Origin of the sequence: Novosphingobium jiangmenense, from assembly GCF_015694345.1 — a bacterium.
Classification (GTDB): Bacteria; Pseudomonadota; Alphaproteobacteria; order Sphingomonadales; family Sphingomonadaceae; genus Novosphingobium; species Novosphingobium jiangmenense.
In genome coordinates, this window is the sequence record NZ_JADQDC010000002.1 from 56,258 (window position 1) to 71,824 (window position 15,567).

13 protein-coding genes are annotated in these 15,567 nt (G+C 63.9%); 11 read left to right on the plus strand and 2 right to left on the minus strand.

Features of this window, described 5'->3' with window-relative positions; translation table 11 throughout:
* Positions 1 to 39: 39 nt before the first annotated feature.
* From I2488_RS02845 to I2488_RS02890, 10 genes are all read left to right on the plus strand, one after another.
* The gene (locus I2488_RS02845) at positions 40 to 1,566 is read left to right on the plus strand and encodes an FAD-dependent oxidoreductase (RefSeq protein ID WP_196274316.1); all 1,527 of its coding nucleotides are present in this window, start codon (positions 40 to 42) and stop codon (positions 1,564 to 1,566) included.
* Complete coding sequence (locus I2488_RS02850; RefSeq protein ID WP_196274317.1) at positions 1,559 to 3,382, plus strand: alpha-amylase family glycosyl hydrolase; 1,824 nt, start codon at positions 1,559 to 1,561, stop codon at positions 3,380 to 3,382. Before I2488_RS02845 ends, I2488_RS02850 begins: the two co-directional genes overlap by 8 nt.
* Positions 3,379 to 5,013, plus strand: a complete 1,635-nt coding sequence (locus tag I2488_RS02855) for an alpha-amylase family glycosyl hydrolase (protein WP_196274318.1) — start codon at positions 3,379 to 3,381, stop codon at positions 5,011 to 5,013. The genes I2488_RS02850 and I2488_RS02855 overlap by 4 nt, the downstream gene beginning before the upstream one ends.
* Positions 5,013 to 7,061, plus strand: a complete 2,049-nt coding sequence (locus tag I2488_RS02860) for a glycoside hydrolase family 97 protein (RefSeq protein ID WP_196274319.1) — start codon at positions 5,013 to 5,015, stop codon at positions 7,059 to 7,061. The genes I2488_RS02855 and I2488_RS02860 overlap by 1 nt, the downstream gene beginning before the upstream one ends.
* A 192-nt stretch (positions 7,062 to 7,253) precedes the next feature.
* Positions 7,254 to 8,702 (plus strand): glucose-6-phosphate dehydrogenase, encoded by a 1,449-nt coding sequence (zwf, locus tag I2488_RS02865; RefSeq protein WP_196274320.1) that lies wholly within the window; start codon positions 7,254 to 7,256, stop codon positions 8,700 to 8,702.
* A complete protein-coding gene (locus I2488_RS02870; protein ID WP_196274321.1) occupies positions 8,695 to 9,321 on the plus strand; it encodes a 6-phosphogluconolactonase in 627 nt (208 codons plus the stop codon). Before zwf ends, I2488_RS02870 begins: the two co-directional genes overlap by 8 nt.
* Positions 9,321 to 11,141, plus strand: coding sequence for a phosphogluconate dehydratase (gene edd, locus I2488_RS02875; protein ID WP_196274322.1), 1,821 nt, complete (start codon positions 9,321 to 9,323; stop codon positions 11,139 to 11,141). Before I2488_RS02870 ends, edd begins: the two co-directional genes overlap by 1 nt.
* A 25-nt stretch (positions 11,142 to 11,166) precedes the next feature.
* Complete coding sequence (locus I2488_RS02880) at positions 11,167 to 12,135, plus strand: glucokinase (RefSeq protein WP_196274323.1); 969 nt, start codon at positions 11,167 to 11,169, stop codon at positions 12,133 to 12,135.
* A 165-nt stretch (positions 12,136 to 12,300) separates the two neighbouring features.
* A complete protein-coding gene (locus I2488_RS02885; RefSeq protein ID WP_196274324.1) occupies positions 12,301 to 13,083 on the plus strand; it encodes an enoyl-CoA hydratase-related protein in 783 nt (260 codons plus the stop codon).
* Between the two features lie 38 nt (positions 13,084 to 13,121).
* Complete coding sequence (locus I2488_RS02890) at positions 13,122 to 13,568, plus strand: DUF488 domain-containing protein (RefSeq protein WP_196274325.1); 447 nt, start codon at positions 13,122 to 13,124, stop codon at positions 13,566 to 13,568.
* Here the strand turns inward: I2488_RS02890 and aroB are convergent.
* Together aroB and I2488_RS02900 are read right to left on the minus strand one after the other, a co-directional pair.
* Positions 13,565 to 14,671, minus strand: a complete 1,107-nt coding sequence (gene aroB, locus I2488_RS02895) for a 3-dehydroquinate synthase (protein WP_196274326.1) — start codon at positions 14,669 to 14,671, stop codon at positions 13,565 to 13,567. The two genes, I2488_RS02890 and aroB, sit on opposite strands and share 4 nt — an antisense overlap.
* Positions 14,662 to 15,243 carry a shikimate kinase gene (locus I2488_RS02900; protein ID WP_196274327.1) on the minus strand — a complete coding sequence of 194 codons (582 nt, stop codon included), beginning with the start codon at positions 15,241 to 15,243 and terminating at the stop codon, positions 14,662 to 14,664. The genes aroB and I2488_RS02900 overlap by 10 nt, the downstream gene beginning before the upstream one ends.
* Positions 15,244 to 15,340: 97 nt before the next feature.
* On the opposite strand from I2488_RS02900, the gene I2488_RS02905 reads away from it, so the two are divergent.
* Positions 15,341 to 15,484, plus strand: a complete 144-nt coding sequence (locus tag I2488_RS02905) for a hypothetical protein (RefSeq protein ID WP_196274328.1) — start codon at positions 15,341 to 15,343, stop codon at positions 15,482 to 15,484.
* Positions 15,485 to 15,567: the final 83 nt, after the last annotated feature.

Below are 15,567 nucleotides of genomic sequence, written 5' to 3' on the forward strand. Positions count from 1 at the left end.
AGAAGGCACTCTTCTATTTCGGACTGCGGGAGAACGGACGTGCCAGCTTCACATCAGCGCAGGATCGTCATCGCAGGTGGTGGCACGGCGGGATGGATGACGGCAGCCGCCTTGTCCCGGCTCGCCTCGCCGCATTGGCAGATCACCCTTGTCGAATCCGAGGATATCGGCACCGTGGGCGTGGGCGAAGCAACCATTCCGATGGTCCGCCTGTTCAACCAGACACTCGGTATCGACGAAGCCCAGTTCCTGCGCGAGACGCATGGCACCTGGAAGCTCGGCATCGCCTTCGAGGGCTGGGGCGGTTTCGACGATCGCTACATCCATGGCTTCGGCCTGACCGGGCGCAGCCTCGGCGTCTTGCCATTCCATCATTACTGGTTGCGCGGCCGTGCACAGGGCCTTGCCGGGCCGCTTGGCGAATTCGTGCTCAATGCTGTCGCCTGTGACAGCAACAAGTTTGCCCACATCGATCGGCCGCAGGGCAGTGCCCTGCCGCCAATGCCCTATGCCTACCATTTCGATGCCTCGCTCTATGCCGCGTTCCTGCGTCGCTATGCCGAAGCGCGCGGCGTTCGCCGGATCGAGGGACGCATCGTCGGATTTGATCGCGATGCCGCTAGCGGCGACCTCTCGGCCCTCAGGCTGGATCGCGGCGAGGTGATCGAAGCCGATCTTTTCGTCGATTGCTCGGGCTTCCGCAGCCTGCTGCTCGGGCAGGAAATGGGCGTGGAATATGTCGACTGGAGCCATTGGCTGAAGTGCGATCGCGCAGTCGCTGTGCCCTGTGCGAGGGCCGAGCCGCTCGTTCCCTATACCCGTTCGATTGCCCAGCCTGCAGGCTGGTGCTGGCGGATACCGCTCCAGCACCGCACCGGCAACGGTCACGTCTTCTGCTCTGACATGATGAGCGAGGACGAAGCCACTGCGCGGCTCGTTGGCCGTCTCGACGGCGAGCAACTGGCAGACCCGCGCACGATCCGCTTCAAGGCCGGTAGGCGCGCAAAGTTCTGGGAACGCAACGTCGTGGCGGTGGGTCTGTCGTCGGGCTTCATCGAACCGCTCGAGTCAACCTCGATCCACCTGATCCAGACCGCAATCAGCCGCCTTGTCGACTTCCTTCCCAACGGCCCGGTGCAGGACGCAGACCGCGATGCCTACAATCGCCTCGCGACTTTCGAGATCGAGCGCATCCGCGACTTCGTGATCCTCCATTACGTCGCCAATGGCAGGTACGGCGAACCCTTCTGGGACTCTCTGCGGCAAATGGAAGCAGACGGGCAACTCCCCGAGGCCTTGGGCGAGCGTCTTGCCATGTTCCGCGCATCGGGCCGCGTCGTGCGCGAGCACGATGAACTGTTCGACGTGCCCGGTTGGGTCCAGGTCATGATCGGGCAGGGGGTGATGCCCGAGCGCTGGCACCCGCTGGCCGACCAGGTCGCTCCCGCAAGCCTCAAGGGCTTCCTCGATACCGTGCGCGGTGCATACGAAAAGGACGTTGCCCGAATGCCATCCCACGCCGAATACGTGGCTCACGTCTGCGGACAGGTGCCGGCACATGCGTAAGTTTCTCGGTTTCTCCCTGCTTTCGCTGCTCGCCGTACAGCCCGCCTTGGCCGATACGCCCTTGGCCGAGGTTAGGGCGCGTCCAGCGGCCGGGGAGACGATCTATTTCCTGCTACCCGATCGCTTCGAGAACGGCGACAAGCGCAACGACCGCGGCGGCCTGAAGGGTGACCGCTTCAAGACCGGCTTCGATCCTTCCGCCAAGGGCTTCTACCATGGCGGCGATCTGAAGGGGCTGACCGCGCGGCTCGATTATCTGCAAGGCCTCGGCGCAACCGCGATCTGGGTGGCACCGGTGTTCACGAACAAGCCGGTTCAGGGCGGTCCGGGCCTCGAGAGCGCCGGATACCATGGCTACTGGGTAACCGACTTCACCCGCGTCGATCCGCACTTCGGGACCAATGCCGAGTTCAAGGCTCTGGTCGACGCCGCCCACGCGCGGGGCATGAAAGTCTACATGGACATCATCGCCAACCACACGGCGGACGTGATCCAGTACAAGGGTGGGCAATACACCTACCGGGATCGGGCCAACTGGCCGTACTCGCGCAAGGGTGGGTTGTACGGAAAGCCGATCAATCCCGGATTTGCCGGGGACGAGGATTCGAGCGCGGCGAACTTTGCCAAGCTGACCGATCCGGGGGCGGCATACGAACCGTTCGTGCCACCTGCCGAAGCACATGTGAAAGTGCCGGACTGGCTCAACGATCCGATTTACTACCATAACCGCGGCGACAGCACTTTCCGTGGCGAAAACAGCCGCTTTGGCGACTTCGCCGGTCTCGATGACCTGTTCACCGAACACCCGCGCGTCCGCGCCGGGATGATCGAAATCTATGCCGACTGGATCAAGCAGTACGGCATCGACGGCTATCGCATAGATACCGCCAAGCATGTCGATCCGGGCTTCTGGCAAGCGTTCATCCCGGCAATGCTCGACACCGCCAAGCAGGCTGGCATCCCGAACTTCACCATCTTCGGTGAAGTGGCGAACGAGGGGCCTGATCCCGGCACCATCGCGCGTTACACCCGCCGAGACGGCTACCCGGCGGTACTCGATTTCGCATTCCAGGGTGCAGTTCGCGCGGTACTGGGGCAGGGCAAGGGCACGGAGGTTCTCGCCGACACCTTCGATGGCGACGTTCTCTACCAGGGTGGTGAAGAAGCAGTGCTGGCGATGCCGACCTTCCTCGGCAATCACGACATGGGGCGCTTCTCCACGCTGCTCGCCAAGGACATGCCGGGGATTTCCGAGGCCGAACTGACGAGCCGCGTCGAACTGGCCCACGTCATGCTGCTGACCCTGCGGGGATCGCCGGTCATCTACTACGGCGACGAGCAGGGCTTCGTTGGCGATGGCAACGATCAGGATGCGCGCGAGGACATGTTCGCAAGCAAGGTCCTGAGTTACAACGACAACAGGCTTCTCGGCTCAACTTCCACCACTGCGGTGGCCAATTTCGATCCGGCCCATCCATTCTACCGGCTGATTTCCGGCCTCGCGAAACTTCGCAAGGAACATCCGGCACTTGCGCGAGGACGCCAGATTACGCGAACGTATTCGGAGAAGCCCGGACTGTTTTCGGTCTCCCGCTTCGATCCGGTTAGCGGTACCGAATATTTCATCGCCTTCAATACATCGGACAAGCCGATTTCCGTGCAAAGCGTGATCGGGACGTCCGCAACAAGCCTTGAGACGCTTTACGGTCCTTGCCCGGCGCAGGTTTCCGCGCCCGGCAGCGTTACCGTGGAGCTACCCGCCTTCGGCAGCATGGTCTGCCGCCTCGCTCCCTCCCCGGAAAATACTGTTCGATGAAGACTTCAGAAGCCGTTCTTGCCACCCCCAAGCCAAAGGCCGAAGCGCCGTGGTGGCGGGGTGCCGCGATCTACCAGATCTATCCGCGCAGCTTCTGCGATTCCAACGGTGACGGGATCGGCGACCTGCCGGGCATTACCCAGCGTCTGGAGCATGTCGCCCGGCTTGGCGTCGATGCGATCTGGGTGTCGCCGTTCTTCAAGTCCCCGATGCGCGATTTCGGCTATGACGTGGCCGACTACTGCGATGTCGATCCGATCTTCGGCACGCTTGCCGATTTCGACGCCATGGTGAAGCGCGCGCACGAACTCGGGCTCAAGGTCACGATCGACCAGGTCTATGCCCATACCTCCGACCTGCATCCATGGTTCGAGGAAAGCCGTCAGGACCAGCTGAACGACAAGGCCGACTGGTACGTCTGGGCCGATCCCAAGCCCGATGGCTCCCCGCCGTCCAACTGGCAGTCCGTCTTCGGCGGCCCGGCCTGGACCTGGGATGCGCGCCGCCGCCAATACTACCTGCACAACTTCCTTTCGAGCCAGCCTCAGGTCAACGCGCACAATCCCGACGTTCAGGAAGCGTTGCTCGGCGTGATGCGTTTCTGGCTGGATCGCGGCGTGGACGGCTTCCGCCTCGATGCGCTCAACTTCCTGATGCACGACCCGACGCTGCGTGACAATCCGCCCGCGCCCGACGACGGCCGCCGCAAGACGCGCCCGTTCGACTACCAGCTCAAGATCTACAACCAGTCGCACCCGGACATCCTCAAGTTCATCCAGCGCGCGCGGAAGCTGTGCGATGAATATGGCGCAGTGTTCACCGTCGCCGAAGTCGGGGGCGATCTGGCCGAGACCGAGATGAAGGCCTTCACTGCGGGCGAGGATCACCTCAATAGCGCCTACGGCTTCGACTTCCTCTACGCCGACAAGCTCACGCCCAAGTTCGTCGAGCAAGCGGTGGCCAAGTGGCCCGATGCCCCGGGCATTGGCTGGCCGAGCTGGGCCTTCGAGAACCATGACGCGCCCCGCGCGCTGTCCCGCTGGTGCCAGCCAGAAGATCGCGAGGCATTCGCGCGGCTGAAGGCGATGCTGTTCGCCTCGCTGCGTGGCAACATCATCGTCTATCAGGGCGAGGAACTGGGGCTGACGCAGGTCGATATCCCGTTCGAACAGCTGCAGGATCCCGAAGCGATCGCCAACTGGCCGCTGACGCTTTCGCGCGATGGTGCGCGCACGCCGATGCCGTGGCAGGTGCAGTCGGGCGAGGGAGGCTTCACCTCCGGCTCGCCATGGCTGCCTGTGGGCGAAGAGAACCTTGCGCGCGCAGTGGACCGGCAGGAAGCCGATCAGTCCTCATTGCTCAATCTCACGACAAAGCTGCTGAAGCTTCGCCGCGAGAATGACGCCCTCCGGCTTGGCACGTTCGAAGTGCTCCATGCAGACGAATGCCTACTTGCCATCCGTCGTCTTTCAGGTGAGCAATCGATTGCAGGCTTGTTCAACCTGTCCTCCGTCCCGGTGGTCTGGCCGCAAGGGCTGGTGCGGGAAGGAAAGGAAATCGCGTCGGTCAACGGCGCCACTGCTGGACAGTTGCCGCCATTCGGCGCGTTGCTGATCGAAGAGAGGATCTGATGCGTAACCTTCTGAACGTCGCAGCGCCGCTGGCGCTGACCCTTTCGTGCGCCTTCGTCACGCCTGCACTGGCCGAGACGGTGACGGCCTCTTCGCCCGATGGCAGCCTCGTGCTTTCGGTCACCACCGACAACGATGGCCACCCGCTGTACAGCCTGACCCGCAAGGGCAAGCTGCTGCTTGGCTCCTCGATGCTCGGCTTCATCACCAGCGATGGCCCGACCATGCAGCGCGGCCAGAAGATCATCGGCAGCGAAACCGCATCGGGCAAGGAAACCTGGGAGCAGCCTTGGGGCGAGCGGCGCTACGTCACCGACAATCACAACGAACTGCTGGTGAAGTTCGAGCAGGTGTCCGACTGGGGCGGCCGCCGCATGAACGTCCGTTTCCGCCTGTTCAACGACGGCTTCGGCTTCCGCTACGAAATCCCCGAGCAGCCCGCGATGAAGGTGATGAAGATCGCCGACGAGCTGACCGAGTTCAACGTCGCGCAGAACGGCACCGCCTGGTGGATTCCGGGTGGCGAATGGAACCGCTACGAGCAGGTCTACCAGAAGACCCCGATCGACGGCGTTTCCACCGCGCATACGCCAATCACGATGAAGTTGGACGATGGCACGCACCTCTCGTTCCACGAGGCCGCGCTCGTCGACTACTCCGCCATGTGGCTGAAGCGCCAGACTGGCACCTCCTTCCGCGCAACCCTCTCGCCGTCGCCCAACGGTCCGAAGGTCATACGCGCCCTTCCGTTCAACACGCCATGGCGCACCATGCGCGTGGCCGACAGCGCCAAGGGCATCGTCGAGAACGACCTTGAACTGAACCTCAACGAACCGAACAAGATCGGCGACGTCTCCTACTTCAAGCCAATGAAGTACATCGGCATCTGGTGGGGCATGATCCGCGGTGACTGGACCTGGGCGGAAGGTCCCAAGCACGGCGCGACGACCGAGCGGACAAAGCAGTACATCGACTTTGCCGCGAAGAACGGTTTCCGCGGCGTGCTCGTCGAAGGCTGGGACAAGGGCTGGAACGGCACCTGGTTCGGCAACGGCAAGGACTTCAGCTACACTCAGGCAACACCCGATTTCGATATCGAGGCGGTGACGAAGTACGGCGCCAAGAAGGGCGTCATGCTGATCGGCCACCATGAAACCGGCGGCAACATCGCGAACTACGAAGCCCAGCTCGAAGACGCGATGAAGCTCTACGACAAGCTCGGCGTCCGTGCCGTCAAGACCGGCTATGTCGCGGATGCGGGAGGCATCCTCGCGCCCGGTGACACGCCGGATACGTACAAGATGGAGTACCACGACGGCCAGCGCCAGGTGCAGCACCATCTCAAGGTGGTCGAGATGGCCGCCAAGTACCACATCGTCGTCAATGCCCACGAACCGGTCAAGGACACCGGCCTGCGCCGCACCTATCCCAACTGGATCGACCGCGAAGGTGCGCGCGGCATGGAATACAACGCCTGGGGCCAGTTCGCCAACGGACCGGACCATGAACCGACGCTGGTCTATACCCGCATGCTGTCGGGCCCGATGGACTTCACGCCAGGCATCCTGAGCCTTGAGGGCGCCAACCACGTGCCGCTGGCTTCCACGCTGGCCAAGCAGCTCGGCCTTTACCTCGCGATCTATTCCCCGATCCAGATGGCGGCGGACTTAATCGAGAGCCTTGAGGCGCACCCGAAGGAACTGGCCTTCATCAAGCAGGTTCCTGCAGACTGGTCGGAAAGCCACCTGATTGCGGGCGAAGTGGGCGACTATGCGATCTTCGCGCGCAAGGACCGCAATAGCGCGGACTGGTACGTAGGCGGGGTCAATGATGCGACCGCGCGTGACGTTTCGCTGAGCCTCGACTTCCTCGATCCCGGCAAGACCTACACTGCCACGGTGTGGAAGGACGGTGAGGGCGCGACTTACGAAACCGAGGCCCGCCACCGCATCGCCTATGCCACGCTGAAGGTGAAGAAGGGCGATGTCCTGCCGGCTTGGCTGGCCCCCGGCGGCGGTCTTGCCGTGCGCCTGCATCCGGGCAAGTAACTGCAGTAAGGCCGGAAACGATTGCGGTCGGCGATGGTGCAGTGCAAACCATCGCCGACCGCTTTTGCACGCATAGCTATCCTGCATACATATGCGTGCTGAACCGGGCGGACGAAGGGTCTAGGGCCATGTGCAAGGCACCGGCCCGGCGCCATATTCGGCGGGCCGCATTGCCAAGGGAGATTAGCGTCGATGATCGAAACCAGTTGCTCGGCCCTGCTGCTGTTCGGCGCGACCGGGGACCTTTCGCGGCGCATGCTGCTCCCGTCGCTCTATGCTCTGCACGAGGATGGGTTGATCCGCCCGGACCTGCGCATCGTCGGCACCGCCCGGTCAGAGCATGACGACGCCGAGTTTCGCGAGTTCGCCCGCGCCGCCCTCGCTGAATTCCTGCCCGAGGACCGTCGCGACGAAGAGAAGCTCGCCAGTTTCCTCGACCGACTTGAGTACCAGACGCTTGACGCATCCAACGTCGATGGCTTCGGCGAACTCGCGAAGAAGCTTGGCGATACCTCGTGCGGCCTCTCGATCTTCCTGTCGACCGCACCCTTCCTGTTCGAACCCACCATCGAAGGCCTGAAGCGGGCAGGGCTGGCCCACGCCAACGTGCGCATCGGCCTTGAAAAGCCGCTCGGCAACGATCTTGCCTCGTCCACCCGCATCAACGACGCGGTTGCCGCTGCCTTCGCCGAGGAACAGATCTTCCGGATCGACCATTACCTCGGCAAGGAAACGGTTCAGAACCTCATGGCGCTGCGCTTTGCCAACATGATGTTCGAACCGCTGTGGAACGCAGGCGGCATCGACCATGTGCAGATCACGGTCAGCGAGACGGTCGGCCTTGAAGGTCGCAAGGGCTTCTACGACGACACCGGCGCGCTGCGCGACATGGTTCAGAACCACATGCTCCAGCTGCTGGCGCTGACCGCGATGGAGCCGCCCGCCAACCTCGACGCAACCTCGATCCGCGACGAAAAGGTCAAGGTCCTGCGCGCGCTGCGCCCGGTCAAGGCGGAAGAAATGGTGCGCGGCCAGTACCGCACCGGCGCGGTCAAGGGCACCTCGGTCACCGGCTATCAGGAGGACCTTGGCGAGGCTTCGGACACCGAGACTTTCGTCGCCATCAAGGCCCATGTCGACAACTGGCGTTGGACTGGGGTGCCGTTCTACTTGCGCACGGGCAAGCGTCTGGGCGAACGGCGCAGCGAGATTGTCGTCGAGTTCAAGCAGGTGCCGCACAACGTCTTTGCGGAACGTGGCGGCCGGATACGGGCCAACCGTCTCGTCATCCGCCTTCAGCCGGAAGAGTACGTGCGCCTGCAGGTCATGGCCAAGGAGCCGGGACTGGATCGTGGCGGCATCGTGCTGCGTGAGGTCAACCTCGACCTGTCGCTGACCACCGCCTTCGCCAAAGCCCGCCGCCGCATCGCTTACGAGCGCCTGCTGCTCGACCTGATCGAAGGCGAGCAGACGCTGTTCGTCCGCCGTGACGAAGTGGAAGCGCAGTGGAAATGGGTCGATGCTATCCGCAAGGTCTGGGCAGACACCGGCATGGAGGCGAAGCCCTATGCTGCCGGTTCGTGGGGCCCCAACGCCGGGATCGCCCTGACCGAACGTGACGGACGCAGCTGGAATGACTGATTTCGCGCCTGCAACTGTGAATTGGGCCGAACCCGGCGACGCTGCTGCCGTTGCCGATCACATCGCGCGCGTCGTTTCCGCGCCAGGCCACAAGCGCATCGCCTTTACTGGTGGTTCTACGCCGATCAAGGTGCTGGCGCTGCTCAAGAACCGTCCGCTCTTTTGGTCCAGCGTAACCATCGCGCTCACCGACGACCGCCGCGTGCCCGACGACCATCCGGCCAGCAACTTCGGCAAGATCCATGCTGCCCTCGGCTTGTCCGGGGCCCGGTTCGAGCGGCTTGTCGAAGGAGCGGAAGTCGAGCCCTTCGATCTGGTCTGGCTGGGCATGGGCGAGGATGGACATGTCGCCTCGCTCTTTCCCGAAATGAAGGCGCATGTGCGTCCCGGCGCTGCAGTAATCGCGACCACGCCGATTCCGCTGCCACCCGAGGCACCATTCGACCGCCTGACCCTGAACGAGAAAGCCTTGAAGACGACGAAGGAGATAATCCTCGTCGTGACCGGTTCCTCAAAGAAGGCACTGCTCGACAGCGCCATCGCAGGCGACGACCGCTACCCCGTGACCCAATTCCTGCGCGGCTACGGCCCGCCCGTTACCATCTACTGGAGCGAATGATGCCCTTGAACCCCATCGTCGAGCGCGTCACCCAACGCATTATCGAGCGCTCGCGCCCGACGCGCGCCGCCTATCTCGAACTGATCGAGCGTTCGCGCGACAACGGGCTCAACCGTCCGCAACTGTCCTGCGGCAACCTCGCACACGGCTTTGCCGCCTCTGGCGAGGACAAGACACTGATCAAGAGCGGCAAGGCGATGAACATCGGCATCGTCACCGCTTACAACGACATGCTCTCGGCGCATCAGCCCTATGGCCGCTACCCCGAGCAGATCAAGATCTTCGCCCGCGAAGTTGGCGCGACGGCACAGGTTGCAGGCGGCGTGCCCGCGATGTGCGATGGCGTCACGCAGGGCCAGGATTCGATGGAGCTGTCGCTGTTCAGCCGCGACAACATCGCCATGGCGGCGGTCGTCGGGCTCAGCCACGCCATGTTCGAAGGCGCGCTGCTGCTCGGCATATGCGACAAGATCGTGCCGGGCCTGCTGATCGGCTCCTTGCGCTTTGGCCACCTGCCGACGATCCTCGTTCCTGCCGGCCCGATGCCGAGCGGTCTTCCCAACAAGGAGAAGGTCCGAATCCGCCAGCTCTATGCCGAGGGCAAGGTCGGGCGCGACGAACTGCTCGAAAGCGAGAGCGCCAGCTATCATTCGCCGGGCACCTGCACGTTCTACGGCACTGCCAACTCCAACCAGATGATGATGGAGATGATGGGCTTGCATATGCCGGGCTCCAGCTTCGTCCAGCCCGGCCTGAAGCTGCGTCAGGAACTGACCCGCGCCGCCGTCCATCGCATCACCCAGATCGGATGGAACGGCGACGACTATCGCCCGCTCGGCCTGTGCGTGGACGAGAAGGCCATCGTCAATGCAATCGCGGGCCTCTTGGCAACGGGCGGTTCGACCAACCATGTGATCCACCTGCCTGCCATCGCCCGCGCTGCCGGCATCCAGATCGACTGGGACGACATGGACGAGCTGAGCCGCGCCGTGCCGCTGATCGCCAGCGTCTATCCCAATGGCGCGGGCGATGTGAACGCCTTCGCCGCTGCAGGCGGCATGCCCTATGTGATCCGCGAACTGATCGGTGCAGGCCTTGCCCATGCCGATATCATGACCGTCTATGGCAAGTCGCTCGAAGAGGGCGCGCAGGAGCCGGTCATGGATGGCGATGCGCTCAAGTGGAATCCTGCTCCGGCAACGTCGGGCGACGAGAAGATGCTGCGCCCGGTCGCCGCGCCGTTCCAGGCCGAAGGCGGGTTCCGCTTGCTCAAGGGCAATCTCGGTCGCGGCACGATCAAGGTCAGCGCCGTCGATCCCTCGCGCTGGACGATCGAGGCACCGTGCCGGGTGTTCGAGGACCAGAACGCCGTGCTGGCTGCGTTCAAGGCCGGGGAGCTCGAAAAGGACGTCGTCGTCGTCGTGCGCTTCCAGGGTCCGGCAGCCAACGGCATGCCCGAACTGCACAAGCTGACCCCGCCGCTGGGCGTGCTGCAGGACCGTGGCTTCAAGGTGGCGCTGGTCACCGACGGCCGGATGTCCGGTGCATCGGGCAAGGTGCCTGCCGCAATCCACGTTTCTCCTGAAGCCAAGACCGGCGGCCCGCTTGCAAAGCTGCGCGATGGCGACGTTGTCCGTGTCTGCGCCAATACCGGCGAACTGGCAGCGCTTGTCCCGACAGAAGAATGGAACGCACGCGAAGAAGCTGTCGCGCCGCCTGCCGGTCTTGGCGTAGGACGCGAACTATTCGCGCTGATGCGCCTGCATTCCGATGAAGCGGAGCGCGGCGGTTCGGCGATGCTGGCAGCCGCCGGGCTCTGAAAAGAACGAATTTGAGGGGGTTGGAATGCAGGTAGTTGCCGTCGACATTGGCGGAACCCACGCGCGCTTCGCTTTGGCCGAAGTGGGCGGGGGCAGGGTCCTGTCCCTTGGCGAGGCCGTCACTCTGAAGACTGCCGAGCATGGGTCATTCCAGCTTGCTTGGGAGGATTTCGGGCGGATCGTAGGCAAGCCCCTGCCGTCTGCAGCGGCCATCGCCGTCGCAGGACCCGTCGGCGGCGAGATCATCAAGTTCACCAACAATCCCTGGATCATCCGGCCCGCCCTGATCCCCGAAAAACTCGGTGCCGAGCGCTACGTGGTGGTCAACGACTTTGCCGCTGTCGCTCACGCGGTGGCGCAGGCGGAGGACAGCCACTTCCTCCACCTTTCCGGCCCCGAGACAGATCTCCCGCAAACTGGCGTCATCAGCGTCGTCGGCCCCGGCACCGGCCTTGGCGTCGCGCAGTTGAGGCGGGATAGCGGGAACTATCGCGTCCAGCCGACCGAAGGCGGCCACATCGACTATGCCCCGCTCGACTCCATCGAGGACGCTATCCTTGCAGGCCTTCGCAAGCGGCATCGGCGGGTGTCGGTCGAGCGCGTCGTGGCGGGGCCGGGGATCGTGGACATCTACGAGGCACTCGCCCTGCTGGAAGGCCGCCCCTACACGCCGCGCACCGACCGCGAGTTGTGGGAACTCGGCACCTCGGGCGAAGACAGCCTCGCCGCCGCTGCGGTGGACCGCTTCTGCCTCTCGCTCGGCAGCGTGGCCGGTGATCTTGCGCTTGCCCACGGCTCGACCGGCGTGGTCATGGCGGGCGGCCTTGGTCTTCGGATCAAGGACACACTCGTGAAATCGGGCTTTGCCGACCGCTTCCGCGCCAAGGGCCGCTTCGAAGGACTTATGGCCGCGATCCCGGTCAAGCTGATCACGCACCCTCAGCCGGGACTTTTCGGCGCAGCTGCTGCCTTTGCGCAAGCTTACCCAGACTGATCAATAGGTGGATATCCAGAGCACGGCGCACCTCCTAAAGGCCCTTCCAGCGACTCTGTGACGACGATCTTAATCGAGCAGTTAAGTTTTGGTGGATTCGCTCGGCCAAGACGGTATTGCTCGTACGCGATGCAGTTTGCGGATGCCCAAGGAGAAGGTGCCCAGATGGATTACGAGACCATTCGCGTCGAGCGTGTCGGCGATGTGCTGAAAATCGTCCTCAATCGGCCGGAGCGCCTTAACGCCTGTCCGCCGAACATGGCTCTGGAACTCGCAACTGCGCTCAACGATCTTGATGGTGCGCGGGCGGTAGTCATCACCGGCGAAGGCCGCGCATTCTGCTCGGGCGCCGATCTTGCGGCGCGCGGAGAGCGTTCGATCGCCGGTGGTCGCGGCGCCTACACCGCGCTGACCCAGGCGTACAATCCGCTGATGCTGACGCTTTCGCGCCTGCCGGTTCCGGTGGTCACGGCGGTCAACGGCCCGGCTGCGGGTGTGGGCTGCTCGATTGCGCTGGCTGGCGATTTCGTGATTGCCGGCCGTAGCGCCTATTTCCTGCAGGCGTTCGTCAACATCGGACTGGTTCCCGACGGCGGCGCATCGTGGATGCTGACGCGTCTGGTCGGCAAGGCCCGCGCCACCGAGATGATGATGCTTGGCGAGAAGATCGGTGCCGAGAAGGCGGAGAACTGGGGCCTGATCTACAAGGCGGTAGACGATGCCGCGCTGCAGGATGAAGCCTTGGCTCTGGCCACGCGCCTTGCCGCCGGACCGACCGTGGCTTTGGGCACGATGCGCCAGAACATCGCCAAGGCGCTCGAGGCTGATTACGCCAGCGCCCTGCTGGTCGAGGCCGAAGGGCAATGGAAAGCGGGTGACAGCGCCGATGCGGCGGAGGGCGGCCTCGCCTTCCTCGAAAAGCGCAAGGCGGTCTTCACCGGCAAGTAAGCCCTTGATCTGCGGATGGTCTTCCCCACCTCATGGGCATGACCATCCGCACGATCTGGACCATCGGCTATGAGCAGGCGACCGTGTCTGCCGTAATGAACGCGCTGTGCAATGCGGGCGTCGAAGTTCTGGCCGATGTCCGCGCCTTGCCGCTGTCGCGCAGGCCGGGCTTCTCCAAGACGGCGCTTGCCGCCAATGCCCGCGAAGCGGGAATAGATTATGTCCACTTCAAAGCCCTCGGCACGCCTGCGGACGGGCGGGCTGCGGCTCGGCGCAACGATCATGCAGCGCTGGAGCGCATCTACGCCGGCCAGCTGGAACTGCCCGAAGCCATCGCGGCGGGTGCGAAGCTGGCAGGCCTCGCCAGCGAGCGAAAAGTCGCATTGCTGTGCTATGAGCGCGAAGCGCACGGTTGCCATCGCTCGCTGCTCCGGCGATCAGTCCTGCCAGACTTCGAAGTGGTCGATTTGATCCCGCAGGATTAGCCGCGCAGTTCCTCATCAAGGAACGCGGCCACCTCATTCAGGTCCACGTCCTTCGCCAGGAACGTCTCGCCAATGCCGCGCAGCAGCAGGAACGGCAGGGTCCCAGCGTCCATCTTCTTGTCGTGGAGCATGTGGTCTGACAGACGGCGACCGCTGCAATCGAGGCCGAGCGCCTTGAGGGAGGAGGGCAGCCCAACCGCTTCCATGTGCGCCACGATCCGCCCCGCGTCCTGCCCGCTCATCAACCCCTGACGCGCCGAGAAGCGCGCGGCCAGGACCATGCCAAGCGCAACGCCCTCGCCATGCAGCAGTCGGTCTGAGAACCCGGTCTCGGCCTCAAGCGCATGGCCAAAGGTGTGGCCAAGGTTGAGCAGGGCGCGGATGCCCGCCGTTTCCTTCTCGTCTGCCGCCACGATCCGCGCCTTGGCGGCAACGCTCTTGGCGATGGCCGTCTCGCGCGCGGCACTGTCACCTGCCAGAAGCTTTGCGCCATTGGCCTCGCACCATTCGAAGAAGGGCGCGTCGTCGATCAGCCCGTACTTGACGACTTCGGCATAACCCGCGCGGGTATCGCGCAAGGGCAGGGTGTCGAGCGCCAGCGGGTCGGCGAGCACCAGCGAGGGCTGGTGGAACGCGCCAACGAGGTTCTTGCCCGCAGGCGTATTGATCGCGGTCTTGCCGCCGACGCTGGAATCGACTTGCGCCAAGAGGGTCGTCGGGATCTGGATGAAACCGCAGCCGCGCTTGACCATGGAGGCGGCAAAGCCGGTCAGGTCACCGATGACTCCACCGCCAAGAGCGACGATGTTGTCCTTGCGCTCAACTTCGAGCGCCAGAAGCCAGTCGACCACACGGGCAAGCTGTTCCCAACCCTTGGTGCTTTCGCCCGGCGGCAGGATCAGCCAGTCGCTGGCAATGCCGACGGCATCGAACGAGGCAGTAACCGGCGCCTGCCACTCCGCTGCCACGTTCTCGTCGGTGACGATCGCGACGCGGTTCTTGCGCAGGAACGGGCGGCAATGCTCCCCGGCGCGGGCGAGCAGGCCTGCCTCGATCCGTACCTCATACGGAGCGCCGGCGATGGCGACGGGGATTACAGCCATTTGTCGATTGCCTTGAGGATCTTGTCCGCCGTCACATGGTGCGGCTGCGCGCCGCTGGTGATGTGGATGGGGGCCTGAGAATAGAACGGCTCGCGCTCGGCCTTCAAGCGGGAGAGGATCTCGCGCGGATCGCCGGTGCGCAACAGCGGGCGGTTGTCCTTGCGGCCGACGCGTTCGACCAGCGTATCGACGTCGCTGTCGAGCCAGATGGCGATGCCCTTCTCGAGGATCAGCGCGCGGGTTTCGGCATTGCAGAATGCGCCGCCGCCGGTCGAAAGCACCTTGCGGTCGGTATGTCTGCCGGTTCCCATCAAGCGCACGATCACGCGGCGTTCGCCATCGCGGAAGTAGGGCTCGCCATACGTTGAAAAGATCTCGGGGATCGGCATGTGCGCGGCCCGCTCGATTTCCTCGTCGGCATCAAGGAAGGGCAGGTGGAGCATCGTGGCGAGCTTGCGCCCGACGGTGGTCTTGCCCACGCCCATCATGCCGACCAGCACCAACGGTCGTTCGATCCGCCGCGCGATGCGGGCGATTTCGGACGAGCCGAGAAGGTGCGCGTCATGTTCCATTGCCGCGCCGCCTATACTTGCGCTAGTGCCCGTTGCAAGCTTGGCCTGAACCGCAAAGGTCGTGCGGTGGGTTGGTGATCTGGTACCGGGTGGTTGCATGAAGAGGATTGCCGTGGTCACGGGAGCAGCGATTGTGGCGGTGGCCTTGCTGGTTGTGATCTGGATCAGGGGTGGAACGCAGCCGATGGAATGGATCGAACAGCCGGTTGAAGCCAATCCCAATGGGGGCGCTGCGAAGTGAAGCGGGCTATCTGGCTTTGTGGAGCGGCCGCGCTGGCTTCGCTGTCCGGTGTCCTGCTGGCACAGGAATCGCTGCTCCCTCCG